The organism is Paraflavitalea speifideaquila, from assembly GCF_032395985.1.
Lineage (GTDB): Bacteria > Bacteroidota > Bacteroidia > Chitinophagales > Chitinophagaceae > Paraflavitalea > Paraflavitalea speifideaquila.
In genome coordinates, this window is sequence record NZ_CP135920.1 from 7215224 (window position 1) to 7231821 (window position 16598).

A 16598-nucleotide genomic window follows, 5' to 3' on the forward strand; every position below is an offset into this window, starting at 1 on the left:
AAGCTACCAAAGAAAATGCCAGCCAGAACAAACCGGTAAAAATGTCAGGTGGGCCACCCTCAACCGTTCTCATCTACCCAGTTACCTCAAAAACCAACTTTGTTGAAAACTTCCGTCTATCCATAACATTGAGGTAATCTTACTGCCTTTATCTTTGAAGTGATACAACCCACCTCAACACCCCATCCAATCCTTTGTTAGGCCCGTCTTTTCTGTGCCTTGTGCTCCAGCTACAATAACCAAAAAACAATTTCATGAGACAAAGCTACTATCTCATTATGATACTGCTATGCCTGGCAATCAACCAAATACAGGCGCAAGTATCACTCACCACTCCCAATGGCAATTATAGCCAGGATTTTAATACCCTGGCAATCACAGGTACCTCCAATGTCCTTCCTGCCGGTTGGTTGATCCTGGAAACCGGTACCTCTGCCACGGTAAATGGACAATATACTGCCGGCAATGGCGGAGGAACCGCCGGGGATACGTACAGTTTTGGCGCAGCATCCGTTGCCGAAAGAGCGCTGGGCGGCTTATTATCCGGCACTTTTACTCCCACCATTGGCGTAGGTTTTACCAATAATACTGGCGCCACAATCTCATCCATTGTGGTATCCTATACTGGTGAGCAGTGGCGCTGCGGCACCACCGGCCGGGGAGCAGACAGGCTTGATTTTCAATACAGCCTCAATGCCACTGATCTGGCAACAGGCACCTGGACCGACGTTAACCAGCTGGATTTTTCTTCTCCCAACGTTACCGCCACCGGCTCCATGAATGGTAATGATGCCGCCAACCGCACGGCCGTCACCTTTACCATCAGTGGCCTCAGCATTCCCGCCGGCAGCACCTTCTACTTCCGCTGGAACGACTTCAACCCTTCGGGCGCCGATGACGGCCTGTCAGTAGATGATTTCTCTATCAATTATACCACCGGAGGCGGCCCTGGTACCACCGTTTCTGTAGCCTCTACCACCAATGCTGCAGAACCTGCCACCAATGGCAGTTTTACCGTTACCCTTTCATCCGTATCGGCTACAGACATAACCGTTAGTTACAACTTTACCGGCAGTACAGCCACCCTGGGTGCCGATTTCTCGGATCCTGAAGCAGGCGATATAATCATACCTGGCGGACAACTTTCGGCCCTGGTGTCTATTAATGTAATAGATGATGCATTGGCAGAAGTACCCGAAACCATAACCATCAACCTTACCGGCGCTACCAGCCCTTATACCATTGCAAGCGCTACCGCTTCCATTAACCTCACTTCCGAGGATATCAATACCGTCAATTTTACCGGCTCCTATGGACAAGATTTCAATACACTGGCTGCCACCGGCACATCGAGTGTCACTCCTATAGGCTGGGCATTTATTGAAAGCGGCGGCAATGCCGACCTCACCTATGCCGCAAGCGCTGGTGCTGCCAATAGCGGCAACACCTATAGCTTTGGTACAGGCTCCGATGCAGACAGGGCATTTGGCGCCCTCCGATCAGGAAGCCTTACGCCGGTCATTGGCGCCTTGTTCACCAACAATACCGGTGCTACGGTTACTTCTCTTAGCATTACCTATACCGGGGAACAATGGAGACTGGGTACTGCTAACAGGAATGACCGTATGGATTTTCAATTCAGCCCTGCAACTACCAGTCTCACTACCGGAACATGGGCAGATATTGACGGTCTGGATTTCATTGCTCCCAATGCATCCGGTACGGTAGGGCCATTTGATGGTAATGCAACCGGCAATCGTGTAACCATTAATTATATCATCAATGGGCTGTCTATACCCAATGGTGCTGTTTTTGGCATCCGCTGGCAAGATTTTGACGTAACGGGCGCCGAAGATGGCCTTGGCATCGATGATTTTACGATTACACTGGGCTGTACACCGCCTACTAATCAACCTACAATACTCAACCTTACACCCGCCCTGCAATCCATCAATGGTAGTTTTACAAATGCTGTAGCAGGAACCACTCCGGCTGATGCATACCTGGTATTGGTTTCTACTGCCCCCACCCTAACCGAATTGCCTTCCAGCGGAACAGCTTATGCAATTGATGATGTGATAGGTAATGCCAATGTAGTATCGCTGAGCGGAAACACCTTTACCGCTACAGGGCTTACACCTTCTACTACTTATTATTTCTTCGTATTCTCGACCATTGCAGCCTCCAACTGTTATAATACCAGTGCCCCATTAACAGGAACCATTGCCACTACAGCGCCGCCAGCCTGTACACCGCCAACCACGCAGGTGTCTGGACTGGCAGCACCCACTATCACAGGCAATACCATCGACCTTACCTGGACAAGGGGCAGCGGCGATAATGTACTGGTGATAGCCCGAAAGGGAGAACCAGTCAATAGCGCCATCTATAACAGCCTGGTCTACCCGGCTGGTACAGAAATAGGTTCAGGCAATTTTGTGATCTATAACGGACCTGCCGCTGCATTTTCCTATGCCAGCTTGTCGCAGAATACAACCTATCATTTTTCATTATACGAATACAATAGTGCAGACCTGTGTTATCTATCACCCGCGCTCACCGGCAATTTCACAACCCTTTGCATCAACCCGGAAAATGTGACTGCACTTGCCGGAACTGTCGGCAATGCACAGATCTCCGTTTCCTGGACACTTCCTGCTGCCGCCTGCTATGATGAAGTAATTGTGGTGGCATCCACCAGCTCCATTATAGGCACCGGTGATACTTATCCTGCGCCAGCCAACCCGGCTTATGCTGGAGGGGAACAAGTAGTATATCGTGGCACCGGAACCAATGTAGTTGTTACAGGACTTACTAATGGCACTACCTATTATTTCAAGGCCTTTACACGCAAAGGAAGTAGCTATTCAAATGGCACGCAGATCACTGCCATTCCTTTCGATCCGGCCACCGGTTACTTGTATTTGTATGGTAACCTGCATGCTCACTCATCTTATTCCGATGGCAATAAGGATAATACGGCCAATACACCTGATGAAGACTTTGCCTTTGCACGGGATGCTCTGTGCATGGACTTCCTCGGCATATCAGAACACAACCATGCAGGTGCCGGTATGAGCTATCCCACCTATGCCCAGGGCTTTGCTGAAGCCAATTCGTTGAATGGAGTGGCAGGTCCGGGTGGACATAGCATTGTAACCCTCTGGGGTATGGAATGGGGTGTCATTAAAAATGGTGGTCACGTACTGGTGTACGGATTTGATGACGACCTTATAGGATGGGAATCGGGTAACTATGACCTCTTTGTGGCCAAGAACGATTATGCCGCATTGTGGAATACTGTTAATAGCCGTAGTGGCGCCTTTGTTACATTGGCCCATCCCAATACAGCCGACTATAGCGACCTGGCAGCAGGTTATAATGCAACAGCAGATGCAGTCATTGTGGGAGCAGCCATTGAAAGCGGTCCCGCGTTCTCCACCTCTACTACCTACAATGATTTCCCGTCGAGCCTGGCTTATTTAAGCTATTACCGCACCATGCTTTCAAAGGATATCACCTGGCTCCTCAAATGGACCAGGATAACCATAACCTCACTTTTGGTACGGCCAATGCCAACAGGATGGTAGTCCTCAGTTCGGCCAAAAGCAGGGAAGCTGTTATGGAAGCCATTCGTTCCATGCGCTATTACGCTTCACAGGATTGTAATGTGCGGATCGATTTCAAAAATGATACACGCCCCATGGGAAGCCAGGTGATGAACAGCGGCGTTCCTGGATTGTCCATCAACGTAACCGATCCCGATGCCGAACTGGTAACGACTATTGAAATATGGGGTGGTCAGGTAGGTTCGGCAACACCGGCTGCTGCTATTAAGACCTATACCAATACGGCCAGTATCAACTTTACCAGTGGCGATCCGCAAAACACTCAGCCCAATAACACTACCTGGTACTATTATGCAGTGATTACGCAGGAAGATGGTAATAAAGCAGTAACGGCTCCCATTTGGTACACGCGCAATGATATGCTGCTCCCCGTTACCCTTGCCAGCTTCCGTGCTAAGTACGACGAAGTAAACAACCGGGTAAACCTTACCTGGACTACGGCGCAGGAAAACAACAGCAAGGAGTTTATCATAGAGAAAAGCGGAAATGGAACCAGCTTTGAACCGATCGGAAAAGTGAATGCAACAGGCTATTCCAATAAAGTAGTAAACTACTCCTTTACCGATGAGCAACCGCTCAACGGCAATACCTACTATCGCCTGCAGCAGGTTGACCTGGATGAAAGGAAGAAAGCCTCTGCAATAGTTAAAATTTCGATCAATAAGAGCTTCTCTATTTCATTCGGCCCCAACCCGGCCTATCAGTACCTGACCATAAATATCCAGAACAATCATGCTCCCCTGGCTATTCAACTTACCGACCTCAACGGACGTTTGCTGCAACAGCGTAATCTGCAAGCCTCGTCCAACCAGGTCATTCAGCTTCCGGTAAGCCAACTGCCTGGCGGCATGTACCTATTGAAAATCACCGGTACCGGTGGCACAAGAACGGAGAAGGTCATGGTAAAATAGATATCTCCCCGATTACCCTCAATAAGAATGGCCGGTAGCGGAATCCGCTACCGGCCATTTACATTCAGACTTAGCCGTATTATATTCATAACCAATAACTTATCGGGGAATAAGGCAAAATGGTGCTTCCCACTACAGCCAGGTAGCCAGCCTTTATTGTATTAAATTGGGTGATTGGTACAAGCTGAAACCTAGGCTAGTACTAGCTTATACGCCTAAAAGGGCCTGGGAATTGCACTGGGATGCTCTACAACTAGCACTCCACTATAGAGGGCCAGTGCAATTCGGCGTGGATCCCAGTGCAATTAAAAGAGGCTATTTAGGCTATTCCACATGGATCCGGCGTGTATCTCACCGCTACCTGATCTCAAAATGATAAGTCCCCGCCACCACCTGATACACTTGTTTACCTGGCATATATTTATCTGCAGCACGTATCGCGCCCTCATTACCGGTCACTAGCTTGCCATGCTCATACAAATGCTGACCATCAGTGACCGGCAGCAGGATGGTAGCCGTTGAATTGGCAGGAACCGTAACCGACCAGCTGATCAAACCCGCATTTTTTTCCCAGGCAGCGATGATATTTCCATAAGGGCCTTCGTGTACCGCTTCAAACTGCTCCAGCCCTTCGACAAAATGAGGTTCCAGTATCACATTTTTAAATCCAGCCTCTTTTTCATCGGGCTTAATGCCGCCAATACCTTTGTATAACCACCCTCCAATTTCACCAAACATGATATGGTTACGCGAAAGATCTGACTTGGCATTGATGTCCCAGTTCTCATACAACGTAGTAGCGCCATTCACAATCCACCAGCCCCAGGAAGGGAATGTTTCCTGTGCAGCCAGTTTATAAGCAACGTCCGCATAGCCGTTTTCACTCAAAGCATTGAGGATCGCTTTTGTTCCCAGCAATCCCACATCCAGGTGGAAATTATCCTGCTCTACCCTTTTGGCAAGCGTTTCCGCTACTTTACTTTTATGCTCAACCGGCACTAGTCCCCAATACAAAGCCACACTCAGTTCCGTTTGTAATCCTGAGCCATAGGTAAACTTTTCTTTATTGAAGTATTTCCCATTAAAGGCATCCCTTATTTTAGCTGCCAGGACACTATATTTTTATAGTCCGCTTCCTTACCCAATAGTTTTGCTGCCTTGGCCAGGATAGTAGCATCGGTAAAATAATAAGCGGTAGATGTAAATTCCACCGGACTCTTTGATTTCACCGGCACCCAATCGCCCAGGCCCCAGGTAGTAAGGCCCGAAGGATACAATTCATTGATATGATCTACATACAGTTTGATGTTGTCATAACAATCGGCCAGTAATTTTTATCGCCATAGAACAAATAAATATTCCAGGGTATGATGGCAATCGTACTGGTCCAGTCAGGACCATTGCCCCACTCATAGCCCCAGCCGCCCGTAGGAATAATGGAAGGTAATACCCCATTGGGCTGCTGCTCATCACGGTGATCGGCCAGCCATTTCTCATACACCGTGATCCCATCAAACCCATACAGGCCCGTCTCAATGGCGATCTGTGCATCACCTGTCCAGCCATTTTTCTCCCGCTGCGGACAATCTGTAGGATAACCAAACAGGTTCGACAGGTAGGCATTATTGGTAGCCCACCAGATTTTATTGATCGTGTTGTTTGATGATTTGATCTGGCCCGCCACTGGTACCTGACTGTGCATGAAATAACCCGTAAGACTTTCCTTCGTAAGCGTTACCGGTTTATTGCTGGTCACTTCTATAAACTGGAAGCCTTTGTAATTAAAACGGGGCCTAAAACTCTCCTCCCCTTTGCCAGCCAGGATGAAAATATCAGTTTGAAAAGGATCTTTATCATCACTAGGGCGATAATGTACATCTATATTAGAGAGATCGGCCCGGCCATTGGGATACAATTGTTCTGCATGTTTCAGCCGGAGAATGGTGCCGGCTTCCCCGCTCACTTTTAGCCGGCTCACGCCCGAAATATTCCGGCCCAGGTCAAACACATAAACCGTATCACTGATCCGGTTCACCGATTGCGGAGCGATCTCTTCTACCGCCCGAATAGGATGCATGGCCTGCGCTACTATATTGTTGGAAGGAGCAGCACGATACACAACAGCATTCCATTTACTATCATCAAAACTTGCTGTATTCCAACCAGCTTGTTCGAGGCGGGCATCATAATGCTCCGCTGTATAAATACTATTAAAAACAACAGGTCCTAGCGCCGTTTTCCAATCCTTGCCCGAAGTAATCGTTTCCATGGACCCATCTTCATAGGTAATCTGTAAGTCCAGGCAAAAAGCCGGCCTTGCCCGCCAGGGCGCTTTGTGAAAATTCAGACAGCGGTCGACTGGTGATTGTACCAGCCATTCCCCAATAATACCCCAATGGCATTTTTACCCCTTTGCAGTTGCGCCGTTACATCATGCGTTACATACAAAGTGCGCCGGTCAAATCGCGTATACATAGGATCCAGTCGTTGATTACCGATCCGTTGCCCATTGATATATAATTCGTACAATCCAGCCACTGCGATATAGGCTCTTGCCAGCTTTATCTTTTAGCCGCTTCAAACACTTTCCTGAACTGACCGGCAGGTTTTACAGTTACATCGTTTACATCACAGATCCAGGCCCCCTTCCAGTTACGTTTATCCATCATACCCATTTCAAAACTCCCGATAGAGGAGCCGGACTTAATACCATCCTTATCCCAAATATCCACCCGCCAGAAATAGCGGGTAAAAGGTTGTAAGGCCTTGCCTGCATAAATGATCAAACTGGCAGGTCCATTCATTTTGGCCGATTGCCAAACCATCCCCTTCTTCATATCTGCTGAATAGGTAGAAACATAAATCTGGAAAGCTGTTTGTCGCGCCCCGGTTCTTTCATCCATCAGGCGCCAGGAAAAACGCGGTTGTGCTGCGTCAATCCCGATGGGATTGACCAGGTACTCGCATTTCAGACCGGCCGGTTTGGCAGGCGTATATGCATGGGCAGTATAGAGCAACAACAATGCCCCCAGGATACATATCAGATTATTTCGGAAAACAACCATTTGATTAGGGTATAATTTAGGAAGTGGCCTTCAGTTCCTGTCTATATAGCTTCAATAGAAACCCGGGTAAATTTTTCCTTTTATTGTACTCAGAAACCATAATATATCCTTCTTTGGCGGGCAATATCTTCCTTGTAGCATTGCCATCCTTTGCTGGTACTTTGCGAACAACTTTTTTACTATTCACATTATAAATACTTGAATTTTCGCCATCATCAACAATCAGGTAATGGGTTTTTGAATTGGTATTCAATACGGTTGAAAACGCCCTGTATCCACTCAAACTCAGCGGAAAGGCCGACCTGCGAAAGGCTCCCTTTTTACTTTCCACAGGCGTTTCATAAGTTAATACACCCTTTGCATCCTGTTTGAGTAAAATAGGATCTTTCAATTTAGCCTTCGACGTACCACCCAACGCAAGGATAAATATTGGTGGGGTGATCAGCGGAGCCGTAATTAAAGAAAAAAAAATGGTTCCTATTCTGGCCCGCTTTACAAAAGAGTTGCCTACAAAATAGGTGTTGCCCGCATAATCCTTGAAAGAGGTCATCAGGTCGGCATACACTTTCTTGTCCCTGTAATAACCTTTAGCCGAAATAGATGGGTTGGACTCATCATCCCAGTAAGAAAACGTTTCCTTGATATCTTTTTTATCATGACCATCGATGCTGCAGTTATAGATGCCTGCATAATACCCTTTGGCAATACCTTTGGGAGAGGCCCCATGTGCACTACTACGATTCGATTTTATATAACCGCTGATATAAGGCTTTCCGGTAGCAGGATTATTTTCAAAAGCAAGAACACCCAATCTGTGTCCTTTCTTATCTTTCACCGGATATTTCGGATAAACAACACTATCTGGTACGCCAAAACTATGAACCTCATAATCAACAGATGCTGAATTGTCTTTACTTCTCATCACCATATACAGATCCTTGCCAGAAGCCAAAAAATAGCCGGCGGGTTCCTCTTTAACCTGCTTTTGCCATAAGCGCACTCCGTCAGGTGTAAAAACAGAAAGCTCTTTTTTATCTTCACCGCCAAAGAAACAGGCAAAACCATATTGCGGCACATTGATAAGTTGAATATCATTCTTCAACTTTCCATAAGCTTTTACTTCCCTGTGTTTTCCGGTAGGAAAGGATTCCATCTCCAGTTTAATAGGCAAAAATTTGTCTTTAGTATTTTCCCATTCAGTCCCAAAAACTGGAGCATAACAGCATGCTTGAATCCCGGCTGTGCCGCATTGAATTCTTTCTTGTTGGCAAAGGCCTTTCCATAAAAACGGGATTTGAAATAGGCCAGGCAAAGAACATCCTGTTCAAAAGCTACGCACTGCAGATAGATACTTTCGTCTTTAAAATTCACAGAACCGATATCATTCAGATTTTCATCCAAGATCGTTACCCGGTAATTAAAAGAATCTTCACTCACTTTTTCAAGCCGTGTAAATACAAGGTAACCTACCAGGGCGCCATCCTGTGTAATAGGCCCTACCTGTGAGGATATCTCATCACTTACTTCTTTAAATACTTTCGATTGAGCAGTAGAACACAAACGAGCCAACGAAAACGTTAGCATTAGTAACATTACTTTTTTCATTTCAGACCATGTTTAAGGGGAGAGTTGATTTATTTGGTTTCAAACATTCTGGCAAATTCACGATACAAACTGGTGGAGTTATCTACAGTAAACTCTTTTGCAATTAAAGCTTTATGCTTATCTGAATTATCGGCATCCAGCGCCAGCGCATACATCAACCTCTTGAAAGATTTTTCGGCTGGCGGCATGTTCTTCCAAAAATGGGCATTTTGAAATGATTTACAATATCCCTCAAGACTTTCCCGTGGTATCTGTTCAAGAGTTGTTTGCAATTCATAATACTCCTTTGATACGTATTCCTTGGGGATTACACCAATGGCATTGAACCGCATCAATTCCCTGTCAGCATAAAACAGTCCCGAACATATATTGTATACCATAAAATCATACCACTCATCTTTATTGCCTTTATCCTTTTCCAGCATAATCCGGTACAAACAGGTGGTAAGATTCATGTTGTTGTATAAATTCCACAGCACTATCTTATTAGTCCTTTCCCTGATAGCAGCCGGAATAGGTGTAATAATTGATTTCACGTCCGTAAAACCCTTCGTTTTATGATACCTTTCTTCACAATCAGGGTGGGTTTTTAAAGAGTCCTGCAGGGTTGAAGTATCCCTGAAGTTATAGTTCCGGGTAGATAACCCCTTTGATCGCTTTTGTGACCATCCATCTTCAAAAGGAAGATTATAAGCTGTAAAATACTCCTTAACAGGCGCTTTCAATGGCTGCCTGTATTGTATGTCGGCACTATCCAACCGCAAAAATAGGTTGCTGTAAATGAAATTTCAGCCTTCTTCAATAAAATAATGGCCAAAGAATCGGCATCACTTTCATGGTACCGTTGGTGCTTGCTTCGGCTGAATGAATAATTCGCCAGTATCTTTTTCAAACGGGTAAGACGCTCATATTTAGAATCCAATACGGCGTTCAAAGAATTTTTATATTCTTCCGAGGTAAGCAACTCGGCCCGCTGTTTCATGGCATTCTCGGGATGCGCAAGAATGTTGTGCGACATCTCATGTGCCAATACCAGTGCCAGCTCCTCTCTCGACTGAGAAAAAGTAATTAACCCAAGGTTCAGGGCAAGGATATTATTGCCAAGTGCATAAGCATTCACTGAACTACTCCTGTCCAACAATATAAAGGGAGCCACGGGTACCCGGTCCCTATTTGCGTTCGCAATTTGGCTAACAATGCCATAGACATAACTAAAAACCTCTTTATCATGCACATAGCTGTTGCTTTCGATAGCATCAGTCAAAAAACTGCTCCGTGAATCCCAAATTTCTTTATACTTCTTTTGGGTTTCTTTCTCTTTGTAGAGAACAGGACAAACCCAAGCCTTTTTCAAGGAATCTTTCTGCTTTTCATAAAATATTTTTGATAATTCCTGATAACTATACAGGCTTTTATCCTGCGCAATCGATCCTGTACATACCAGGATGCAGAAAAAGAATAAGTAAGCTCGCTGAAGTTGCATAAATAGGGGGTAATAGGTATAGGGATAAACGAAAGTTCAGTTTAATTTGTTGTTTCAATTATTATAGCGGGTGCCTTTATAAGTCAGTCCAGCACAAGAGTTTGGATTTTATTTAAACACCTTAGCCTACCGGTTGAGTGGCTTTAAAATCGCTTGGACCTGGCAGCAAAACCCTACTTTTGCTGAGAGTGCAAGATAAACAACTGACTATCAGTTACCAAAAAGTTCCCCCTGATTCTAAAACTTTCCGCCATCCCCTTTGCCAGGTCCCTGTAACATTGTATCTTTGCAGCCCCTTAGCAAAAAAATCCCAGTCCTTTGGCTGAAATTTAGTAGCAACGGGGATTTAATCAATTTTTTTCTAAACAATTAAACAGGGATCATGAACAATTACGAATTGATGGTGATTTTTACCCCTGTGCTCTCTGAGGACGACTTCAAAGCCGCCCAGAAAAATTTACTGCCTTCATTACTGATAATGGCGGTCAAATTGTGCACACCAATCCCTGGGGTCTGAAATCACTGGCGTATCCCATCCAGAAAAAACCACTGGTTTGTACTGGGTACTGGAATACAATGCGCCATCCACCTTCAATGAGCAATTGAAAATTCAATTGCTTCGTGACGAGAATGTGCTCCGTCACATGTTCACTGCACTCGATAAATACGCCGTCGAGTACAATGGAAGAAAGAGAAGTGGTGTACCTACAGGAGTCGAAAAAGCAGTGGAGGGATAACACATGGCAAAAGCAAATGAAATTAAGTACCTGACCGCCATTAAAACCGAGAAACCCCGGAAGAAATTCTGCCGTTTCAAGAAATATGGTATCAAGTACATTGATTACAAAGACGGTGAATTTCTGAAGAAATTCCTGAACGATCAGGGCAAGATGCTCCCCGCCGCATTACCGGTAACTCTCTGAAGTACCAACGTAAAGTAGCGCAGGCAGTTAAGAAAGCCCGCCAGATGGCATTACTGCCTTATGTAACGGATCTATTAAAGTAAACCTCACCCTAATCCCGTGATGAACGGGTAGACAGTCATCCCCTCCCATAAGTCGGGATAGATTGGGAAACGGTGAACAAAAAAACATCATGGACATCATCCTGATAAAGGACGTAGATAACCTGGGCGGCGCTCACGAAGTAGTGAAAGTGCGCAATGGTTATGCCCGTAACTACCTCATCCCTCAAAAATTTGCAGTAGAAGCCAATCCTTCCAACCTGAAACAACTGGAAGAAAGGATGAAGCAGATCCGCAAAAAGGAAGAAGCGATGTTGAAAGAAGTAAATGCGGTAATCGCTAAACTGAAAGATGGAGTGCTGAAACTCGGTGCTAAAACCGGTACCAGTGGCAAGATCTTCGGTAGCGTTACCTCTTTACAGATCAGCCGCGCTATCCGTGAGCAAAAAGGATATGAGATCGACCGCAAGAAGATCTCTATCGTGGATGAAGTAAAAGAACTGGGTAATTACAAGGCAACTATTGATTTCGGTAATGGCAACAGTACTGAAGTTGAATTTGAAGTGGTAGCCGAGTAAGCTCGTCTGATACAAATCATTAAAAGACCTTCCCCGCCGGGAAGGTCTTTTATTTTCCGCCCCTTGTCTGCATTTAAACTTCTCAACTTGTCAACCCTTCCCCCTCCCTCCTCTGTCAACTCATCAACCTATCCACTTACAACCCTCCCTTCTGTATTCTATATTCTGAATGCTGTATTCCAAATTCTGACTTCAGAATTCTCCAAGCTTCCCGTATATTTATATTACAATCCTTCACAATGCGTATTTTCTACATTCTGTACCTGACCTTGGTATGCCTTGTTGCTTGCCAGGATGCTCAAAAAAGCCCTATGTAAGAACAGCAAAAGATACCCTCCCCTTAAAAAGTAATATTGATCCTTCCATACCTGGTAATTTCAGTACGCAACGATCACTTCGTTTTGACAGTACACAGATCGTTCAATTCCTCGCGGCATATCCCTAATTAAAGACTATAGCAAGGAAATACAGCAATTCTATAGCGGCCGCGGTTATACCTATGCCTGGTTCGATAGCCTGGGCATTATTGAGCAGGCAGGCAACCTGTTGAATAGAGTAGAAAACATCAGCGATGAAGGCATACCCCAGAAAGTACTGTACAAAGGCGCTTTTGATACCTTGGTAGCAGATGAACAATACAAAACCAATGACAAGACCACCGCACCTTCTGTTGATGTGAATACAGAACTCATGCTTACGGCGCAGTATTTCTATTACGCCCGCCATGTATGGCAGGGTATACCCGAAAAAGAAACCAAGGCCCTGGATTGGTTCCTGCCCCGTAAAAAATAGCACAGAATGCCATGCTCGACTCCTTACTGCAATCACCTACCGATTCCTTCCTGGCCGATGAACCTTTGTATTATCAGTACTACAAACTAAAGGATCAGCTCAAAGAATACCGGAATATAGCCACGCAAGGCGGGTGGCCAGCCATCAAGGCCGATAAGAAAAAATACCAGGCGGGTGATTCAGGAGCGGCCATCAAACAGATACGGCAATACCTGCGCATTACCGGCGACCTGCAGGCCGATGATGGCAGCAATCATTTCGACACAGCGCTTACGCGAGGCATCAAAACATTTCAGCGGCGTTTCGGCATGAATGAGGATGCTGTAATAGGCCCTGCAGTGATCAACGAAATGAACGTCCCTGTAAACCAACGCATTGAACAAATTATTGTGAATATGGAACGTTGCCGCTGGGTGCCTGCACGGCCCATGGGCGAATACCTTGCCATCAATATCCCCGATTACAAATTGTATGTTTTCAATAAAGACTCGGCATTGTGGAGTATGAACGTTGTAGTGGGGCAAGCTGTACACAAAACCGTTATCTTTTATGGCGAAATGAAATACGTAGTATTCAGCCCTTACTGGAACATCCCTCCCGGCATCCTGAAAAATGAAGTTTTACCCGGTATCCGCCGCAATCCCAATTACCTGGCCCGCCACCGGATGGAAAAAGTAGGCAATACCTACCGGCAAAAGCCCGGTCCCGGTAACTCACTTGGACAGGTAAAATTCCTTTTCCCAATAGCTACAATATCTACCTGCATGATACCCCTTCAAAAAGCCTTTTTGGACGCGAAAATCGTGCTTTCAGCCATGGCTGTATCCGACTGGCCGAACCTAAAAAACTAGCCGAATACCTGCTCAGGAATCAGCCAGAATGGACCAGTGACAAAATCACCCAGGCCATGAATGCCGGCAAAGAACAATATGTCACACTTAAACAGCCTGTTCCTGTATTCATTGGCTATTTTACAGCCTTTGTAACATCAGATGGCAAGCTGAATTTCAGGCAGGATGTATACAACCGGGATGGCAGGCTGGGGAAAACAATATTGCAATAAAATGCTTCCGTCAGATCAGGTTGGAAAGGCATTGCAAACGAATCTTAAAGAAGATTATTCATGGTATGTCTCCATCAGACAATTTACACAGGTTTACAACGTTTTAAATCTGCAAAACCTCCCAAATCCGCCCCAGTAAAGGGTCAGCGGAATAATTTTGTTGTTTACATAATTATTTCACTATCTTCACAGTTGATTAATGTACTTAGTTCTCGTGTTCTGAAGTGTCTTACCTAATATCCTGGTTTCCTCAGTTCATTGCAGTAACTATTGTCATTATCGGTTTTTTTTCAGCACTTTAAAAATTTTAGTTACAATGAACATTTACGTAGGGAACCTCTCCTGGCAAATGACCGACGAGGATCTGAGAACCTTATTTGAACAATATGGTTCTGTTACTTCTGCAAAAATCGTTAAGGACAAAGTAAGCGGCCGTAGCAAAGGCTTCGGTTTCGTAGAAATGCCCGAAGATGGCGAAGCTCAAAATGCATTGAGCAGCCTGTACGAATCAGAAGTACTCGGCAGAAAGATCATCGTTAACGAAGCACAGCCTAAACCTCAGGGTGGCGGCGGTGGCGGCTTCAAGAAAAGAAGCTTCGGCGGCGGTGGTTCCGGCGGCGGCGGCTACAAAAAAGGTGGCTTCAATCGCGGCGGCGGCGGCGGCGGTTACAACAGGGATTATTAATCAAATTTGATCTCTTTGTATACACTAAATCCTTCTGATCACTCAGAAGGATTTTTTACTTTATAGAACACTCATTCCCAATACCCAGTCATCTCCACAATATCCTCCCCTCTGCCAGGCCTCCCATTCCCCGCGCTACTCACAACTGAACACTCACCTCCCCATCCCTTCAAAACAAACACCTCCAATCGTAGGTTGGGGCCATTCACCCTAGCCACTTACCTCCCGCCTTTCCCCCTCCTCATCTTAATTGCCTTTTAATATCGTTTTAATGCTCCCTGAAGGTGCAAAGCCGATATTATTCACCCGTTGAAAGCTGATTGAATTAAGTCATTGGCTTCCTATTGCGAACACAGAAATTTAATCTAATGACCATAGACAAGGCATGGCTTTTGTCAATATAAACCTGACCTTGGAAACAACAGGCTTTTGTGGAACAAAAGCTGCAGTTTATACCAATCATAATCGTAGAATTTACAAAAGGAGGTACTTGTGCTAACTGTTATTATTCCCGTTTTAAATGAAGAGCAAACCATTGCCCGTGTTGTTGCCTTTTGTCGCCAGCATCCACAGGTAACGGAAGTTATTGTAGTAGATGATAAGTCAGAAGATGCAACCGCACAAGTAGCAATAGCTGCAGGCGCTAAAGTAATTACCAGCCAGGTACGAGGCAAAGGTATTTCCATGAAGGATGGCATTCAACAGGCAACCAACGAGATCATCCTCTTTCTTGATGGAGATATTGATCCCTATCCCGATGGCACCATTACAGGCTTGTCAGAGCCCCTCATCAATGATGAAGCAGATTTCGTAAAAGGCAGCTTTGCCCGCAACGCTGGCCGGGTAACCGAATTGGTAGCAAAACCCTTGCTGAATATATTCTATCCGGGCCTTTCCTCCTTCACACAACCATTAAGCGGAATGATTGCCGGTAAGAGATCCTATTTTAAAAAGATCGATTTCTTCAACGATTATGGAGTGGATATAGGGATCCTGATCGACATGTACCTGATGAAAGCCCGTATCAAAGAAGTGAATATTGGTTATATAGAGAACAAAAGTAAACCCTGGCAAGCCCTGGGCAAAATGAGTAAAGAGGTGTCTCGTGCCATCATCAGCAAGGCACAACGCCAACATCCCGAAGATATCAGCGAAGAAGAGATCCATTCACTGGAAACCATCAACCGGGAAATGAATAAAACCTTGCGTGAAAAGTTGAGCGGCTTTCACAAAATGGTGGTATTCGATATGGATGATACCATCCTCATGGGCCGGACTATTGACGCCTTTGCAAAAGAATTTGGATTCACCGGAAAACTGGAAGACCTGCGGGCACAGGAGAAGGATTCTATTATCCTTACCAAACGAATTGGTATGCTGCTCAAAGGTCGTACCATGGATGATATGCTCAATGTGGCCAGTAAAATAAACATGGTACCAGACATTAAAGAAGTAGTAAAGCAACTCAAGGAGAAAGGGTATATCATAGGCATTATCAGCAATAGCTATACCCTTATTACCAATTATGTGCGTCAGCAGATAGATGCTGATTTCTCCTATGCCAACCAGCTCGAATTCTTTGAAGGGAAAGCCACTGGCGAAGTAAACCTGCCCTACTATTTCTTTGGTTCACCCGACAGTATATGTGGCCACTCTTTTTGCAAAACCAATGCCTTGCAATATGCCAGTGAAAAATACAGCGTTCAGTTGAAGAACTGTATGGCCGTAGGCGATAGCCGTGATGACCGTTGCATGGTGGGCCATGCCGGTAAAGGCGTTGCTTTTGTACCAAAGATGAACTACTTGAATCGATCGCATTGAAA

The 16598-nt window shown here is 45.4% G+C and carries 15 protein-coding genes and 3 pseudogenes; 10 read left to right on the plus strand and 8 right to left on the minus strand.

The genetic code is table 11. The features are described from left to right. Positions 1 to 254: 254 nt before the first annotated feature. Together RS881_RS49565 and RS881_RS49570 are read left to right on the plus strand one after the other, a co-directional pair. On the plus strand, positions 255 to 3590 hold the full coding sequence (locus RS881_RS49565) for a hypothetical protein (RefSeq protein WP_315817587.1): 3336 nt from the start codon (positions 255 to 257) through the stop codon (positions 3588 to 3590). Further along, complete coding sequence (locus tag RS881_RS49570; RefSeq protein WP_315817588.1) at positions 3533 to 4540, plus strand: T9SS type A sorting domain-containing protein; 1008 nt, start codon at positions 3533 to 3535, stop codon at positions 4538 to 4540. Before RS881_RS49565 ends, RS881_RS49570 begins: the two co-directional genes overlap by 58 nt. Before the next feature lie 357 nt (positions 4541 to 4897). Here the strand turns inward: RS881_RS49570 and RS881_RS61055 are convergent, their stop codons facing one another. The 8 genes and pseudogenes from RS881_RS61055 to RS881_RS49615 all read right to left on the minus strand — a co-directional run bounded on the left by RS881_RS61055 (position 4898) and on the right by RS881_RS49615 (position 10564). Then, positions 4898 to 5278 carry an alpha-L-rhamnosidase C-terminal domain-containing protein gene (locus tag RS881_RS61055; RefSeq protein WP_350340339.1) on the minus strand — a complete coding sequence of 127 codons (381 nt, stop codon included), beginning with the start codon at positions 5276 to 5278 and terminating at the stop codon, positions 4898 to 4900. 24 nt (positions 5279 to 5302) lie between these two features. Beyond that, positions 5303 to 6929, minus strand: a pseudogene (locus RS881_RS49585) (family 78 glycoside hydrolase catalytic domain); the annotation flags it as partial. Next, positions 6884 to 7078, minus strand: a complete 195-nt coding sequence (locus RS881_RS49590) for an alpha-L-rhamnosidase N-terminal domain-containing protein (protein WP_315817590.1) — start codon at positions 7076 to 7078, stop codon at positions 6884 to 6886. The pseudogene RS881_RS49585 and the gene RS881_RS49590, both read right to left, overlap by 46 nt. A 23-nt stretch (positions 7079 to 7101) precedes the next feature. Then, entirely contained in the window at positions 7102 to 7605 is a 504-nt protein-coding gene (locus RS881_RS49595; protein WP_315817591.1) for a glycoside hydrolase family 78 protein, read from the minus strand. Positions 7606 to 7621: 16 nt separating this feature from the next. After that, positions 7622 to 8776, minus strand: coding sequence for a hypothetical protein (locus RS881_RS49600; RefSeq protein ID WP_315817592.1), 1155 nt, complete (start codon positions 8774 to 8776; stop codon positions 7622 to 7624). Beyond that, entirely contained in the window at positions 8722 to 9210 is a 489-nt protein-coding gene (locus RS881_RS49605; RefSeq protein WP_315817593.1) for a DUF6770 family protein, read from the minus strand. The genes RS881_RS49600 and RS881_RS49605 overlap by 55 nt, the downstream gene beginning before the upstream one ends. Before the next feature lie 29 nt (positions 9211 to 9239). Continuing rightward, positions 9240 to 9968 carry a hypothetical protein gene (locus RS881_RS49610; RefSeq protein WP_315817594.1) on the minus strand — a complete coding sequence of 243 codons (729 nt, stop codon included), beginning with the start codon at positions 9966 to 9968 and terminating at the stop codon, positions 9240 to 9242. Beyond that, complete coding sequence (locus tag RS881_RS49615; protein ID WP_315817595.1) at positions 9932 to 10564, minus strand: M48 family metalloprotease; 633 nt, start codon at positions 10562 to 10564, stop codon at positions 9932 to 9934. The genes RS881_RS49610 and RS881_RS49615 overlap by 37 nt, the downstream gene beginning before the upstream one ends. A gap of 621 nt (positions 10565 to 11185) precedes the next feature. On the opposite strand from RS881_RS49615, the gene RS881_RS49620 reads away from it, so the two are divergent. The 8 genes and pseudogenes from RS881_RS49620 to RS881_RS49660 all read left to right on the plus strand — a co-directional run bounded on the left by RS881_RS49620 (position 11186) and on the right by RS881_RS49660 (position 16596). Then, positions 11186 to 11299 carry a hypothetical protein gene (locus RS881_RS49620; RefSeq protein ID WP_315817596.1) on the plus strand — a complete coding sequence of 38 codons (114 nt, stop codon included), beginning with the start codon at positions 11186 to 11188 and terminating at the stop codon, positions 11297 to 11299. After that, positions 11248 to 11430 (plus strand): hypothetical protein, encoded by a 183-nt coding sequence (locus RS881_RS49625; RefSeq protein WP_315817597.1) that lies wholly within the window; start codon positions 11248 to 11250, stop codon positions 11428 to 11430. The genes RS881_RS49620 and RS881_RS49625 overlap by 52 nt, the downstream gene beginning before the upstream one ends. A gap of 3 nt (positions 11431 to 11433) precedes the next feature. After that, positions 11434 to 11699: pseudogene (rpsR, locus tag RS881_RS49630) on the plus strand (30S ribosomal protein S18). 89 nt (positions 11700 to 11788) lie between these two features. After that, positions 11789 to 12235 carry a 50S ribosomal protein L9 gene (gene rplI / locus RS881_RS49635; RefSeq protein WP_315817598.1) on the plus strand — a complete coding sequence of 149 codons (447 nt, stop codon included), beginning with the start codon at positions 11789 to 11791 and terminating at the stop codon, positions 12233 to 12235. 522 nt (positions 12236 to 12757) lie between these two features. Further along, positions 12758 to 13027 carry a L,D-transpeptidase scaffold domain-containing protein gene (locus RS881_RS49640; RefSeq protein WP_425476408.1) on the plus strand — a complete coding sequence of 90 codons (270 nt, stop codon included), beginning with the start codon at positions 12758 to 12760 and terminating at the stop codon, positions 13025 to 13027. 11 nt (positions 13028 to 13038) lie between these two features. Continuing rightward, positions 13039 to 14090: pseudogene (locus RS881_RS49645) on the plus strand (L,D-transpeptidase family protein). Between the two features lie 316 nt (positions 14091 to 14406). Further along, on the plus strand, positions 14407 to 14775 hold the full coding sequence (gene rbp / locus RS881_RS49655; RefSeq protein WP_315817601.1) for an RNA-binding regulator: 369 nt from the start codon (positions 14407 to 14409) through the stop codon (positions 14773 to 14775). Between the two features lie 492 nt (positions 14776 to 15267). Next, positions 15268 to 16596 (plus strand): HAD-IB family phosphatase, encoded by a 1329-nt coding sequence (locus RS881_RS49660; protein ID WP_315817602.1) that lies wholly within the window; start codon positions 15268 to 15270, stop codon positions 16594 to 16596. The last annotated feature ends 2 nt before the right edge of the window (positions 16597 to 16598 follow it).

Excerpts from the sequence above, each read along its gene's own strand:
- RS881_RS49565 (WP_315817587.1), top strand. The coding sequence starts at position 255 with ATGAGACAAAGCTACTATCTCATTATGATACTGCTATGCCTGGCAATC.
- RS881_RS49570 (WP_315817588.1), top strand. The coding sequence starts at position 3,533 with ATGGACCAGGATAACCATAACCTCACTTTTGGTACGGCCAATGCCAAC.
- RS881_RS61055 (WP_350340339.1), bottom strand. The coding sequence starts at position 5,278 with ATGTTTGGTGAAATTGGAGGGTGGTTATACAAAGGTATTGGCGGCATT.
- RS881_RS49595 (WP_315817591.1), bottom strand. The coding sequence starts at position 7,605 with ATGGTTGTTTTCCGAAATAATCTGATATGTATCCTGGGGGCATTGTTG.
- RS881_RS49605 (WP_315817593.1), bottom strand. The coding sequence starts at position 9,210 with ATGAAAAAAGTAATGTTACTAATGCTAACGTTTTCGTTGGCTCGTTTG.
- rplI (WP_315817598.1), top strand. The coding sequence starts at position 11,789 with ATGGACATCATCCTGATAAAGGACGTAGATAACCTGGGCGGCGCTCAC.
- rbp (WP_315817601.1), top strand. The coding sequence starts at position 14,407 with ATGAACATTTACGTAGGGAACCTCTCCTGGCAAATGACCGACGAGGAT.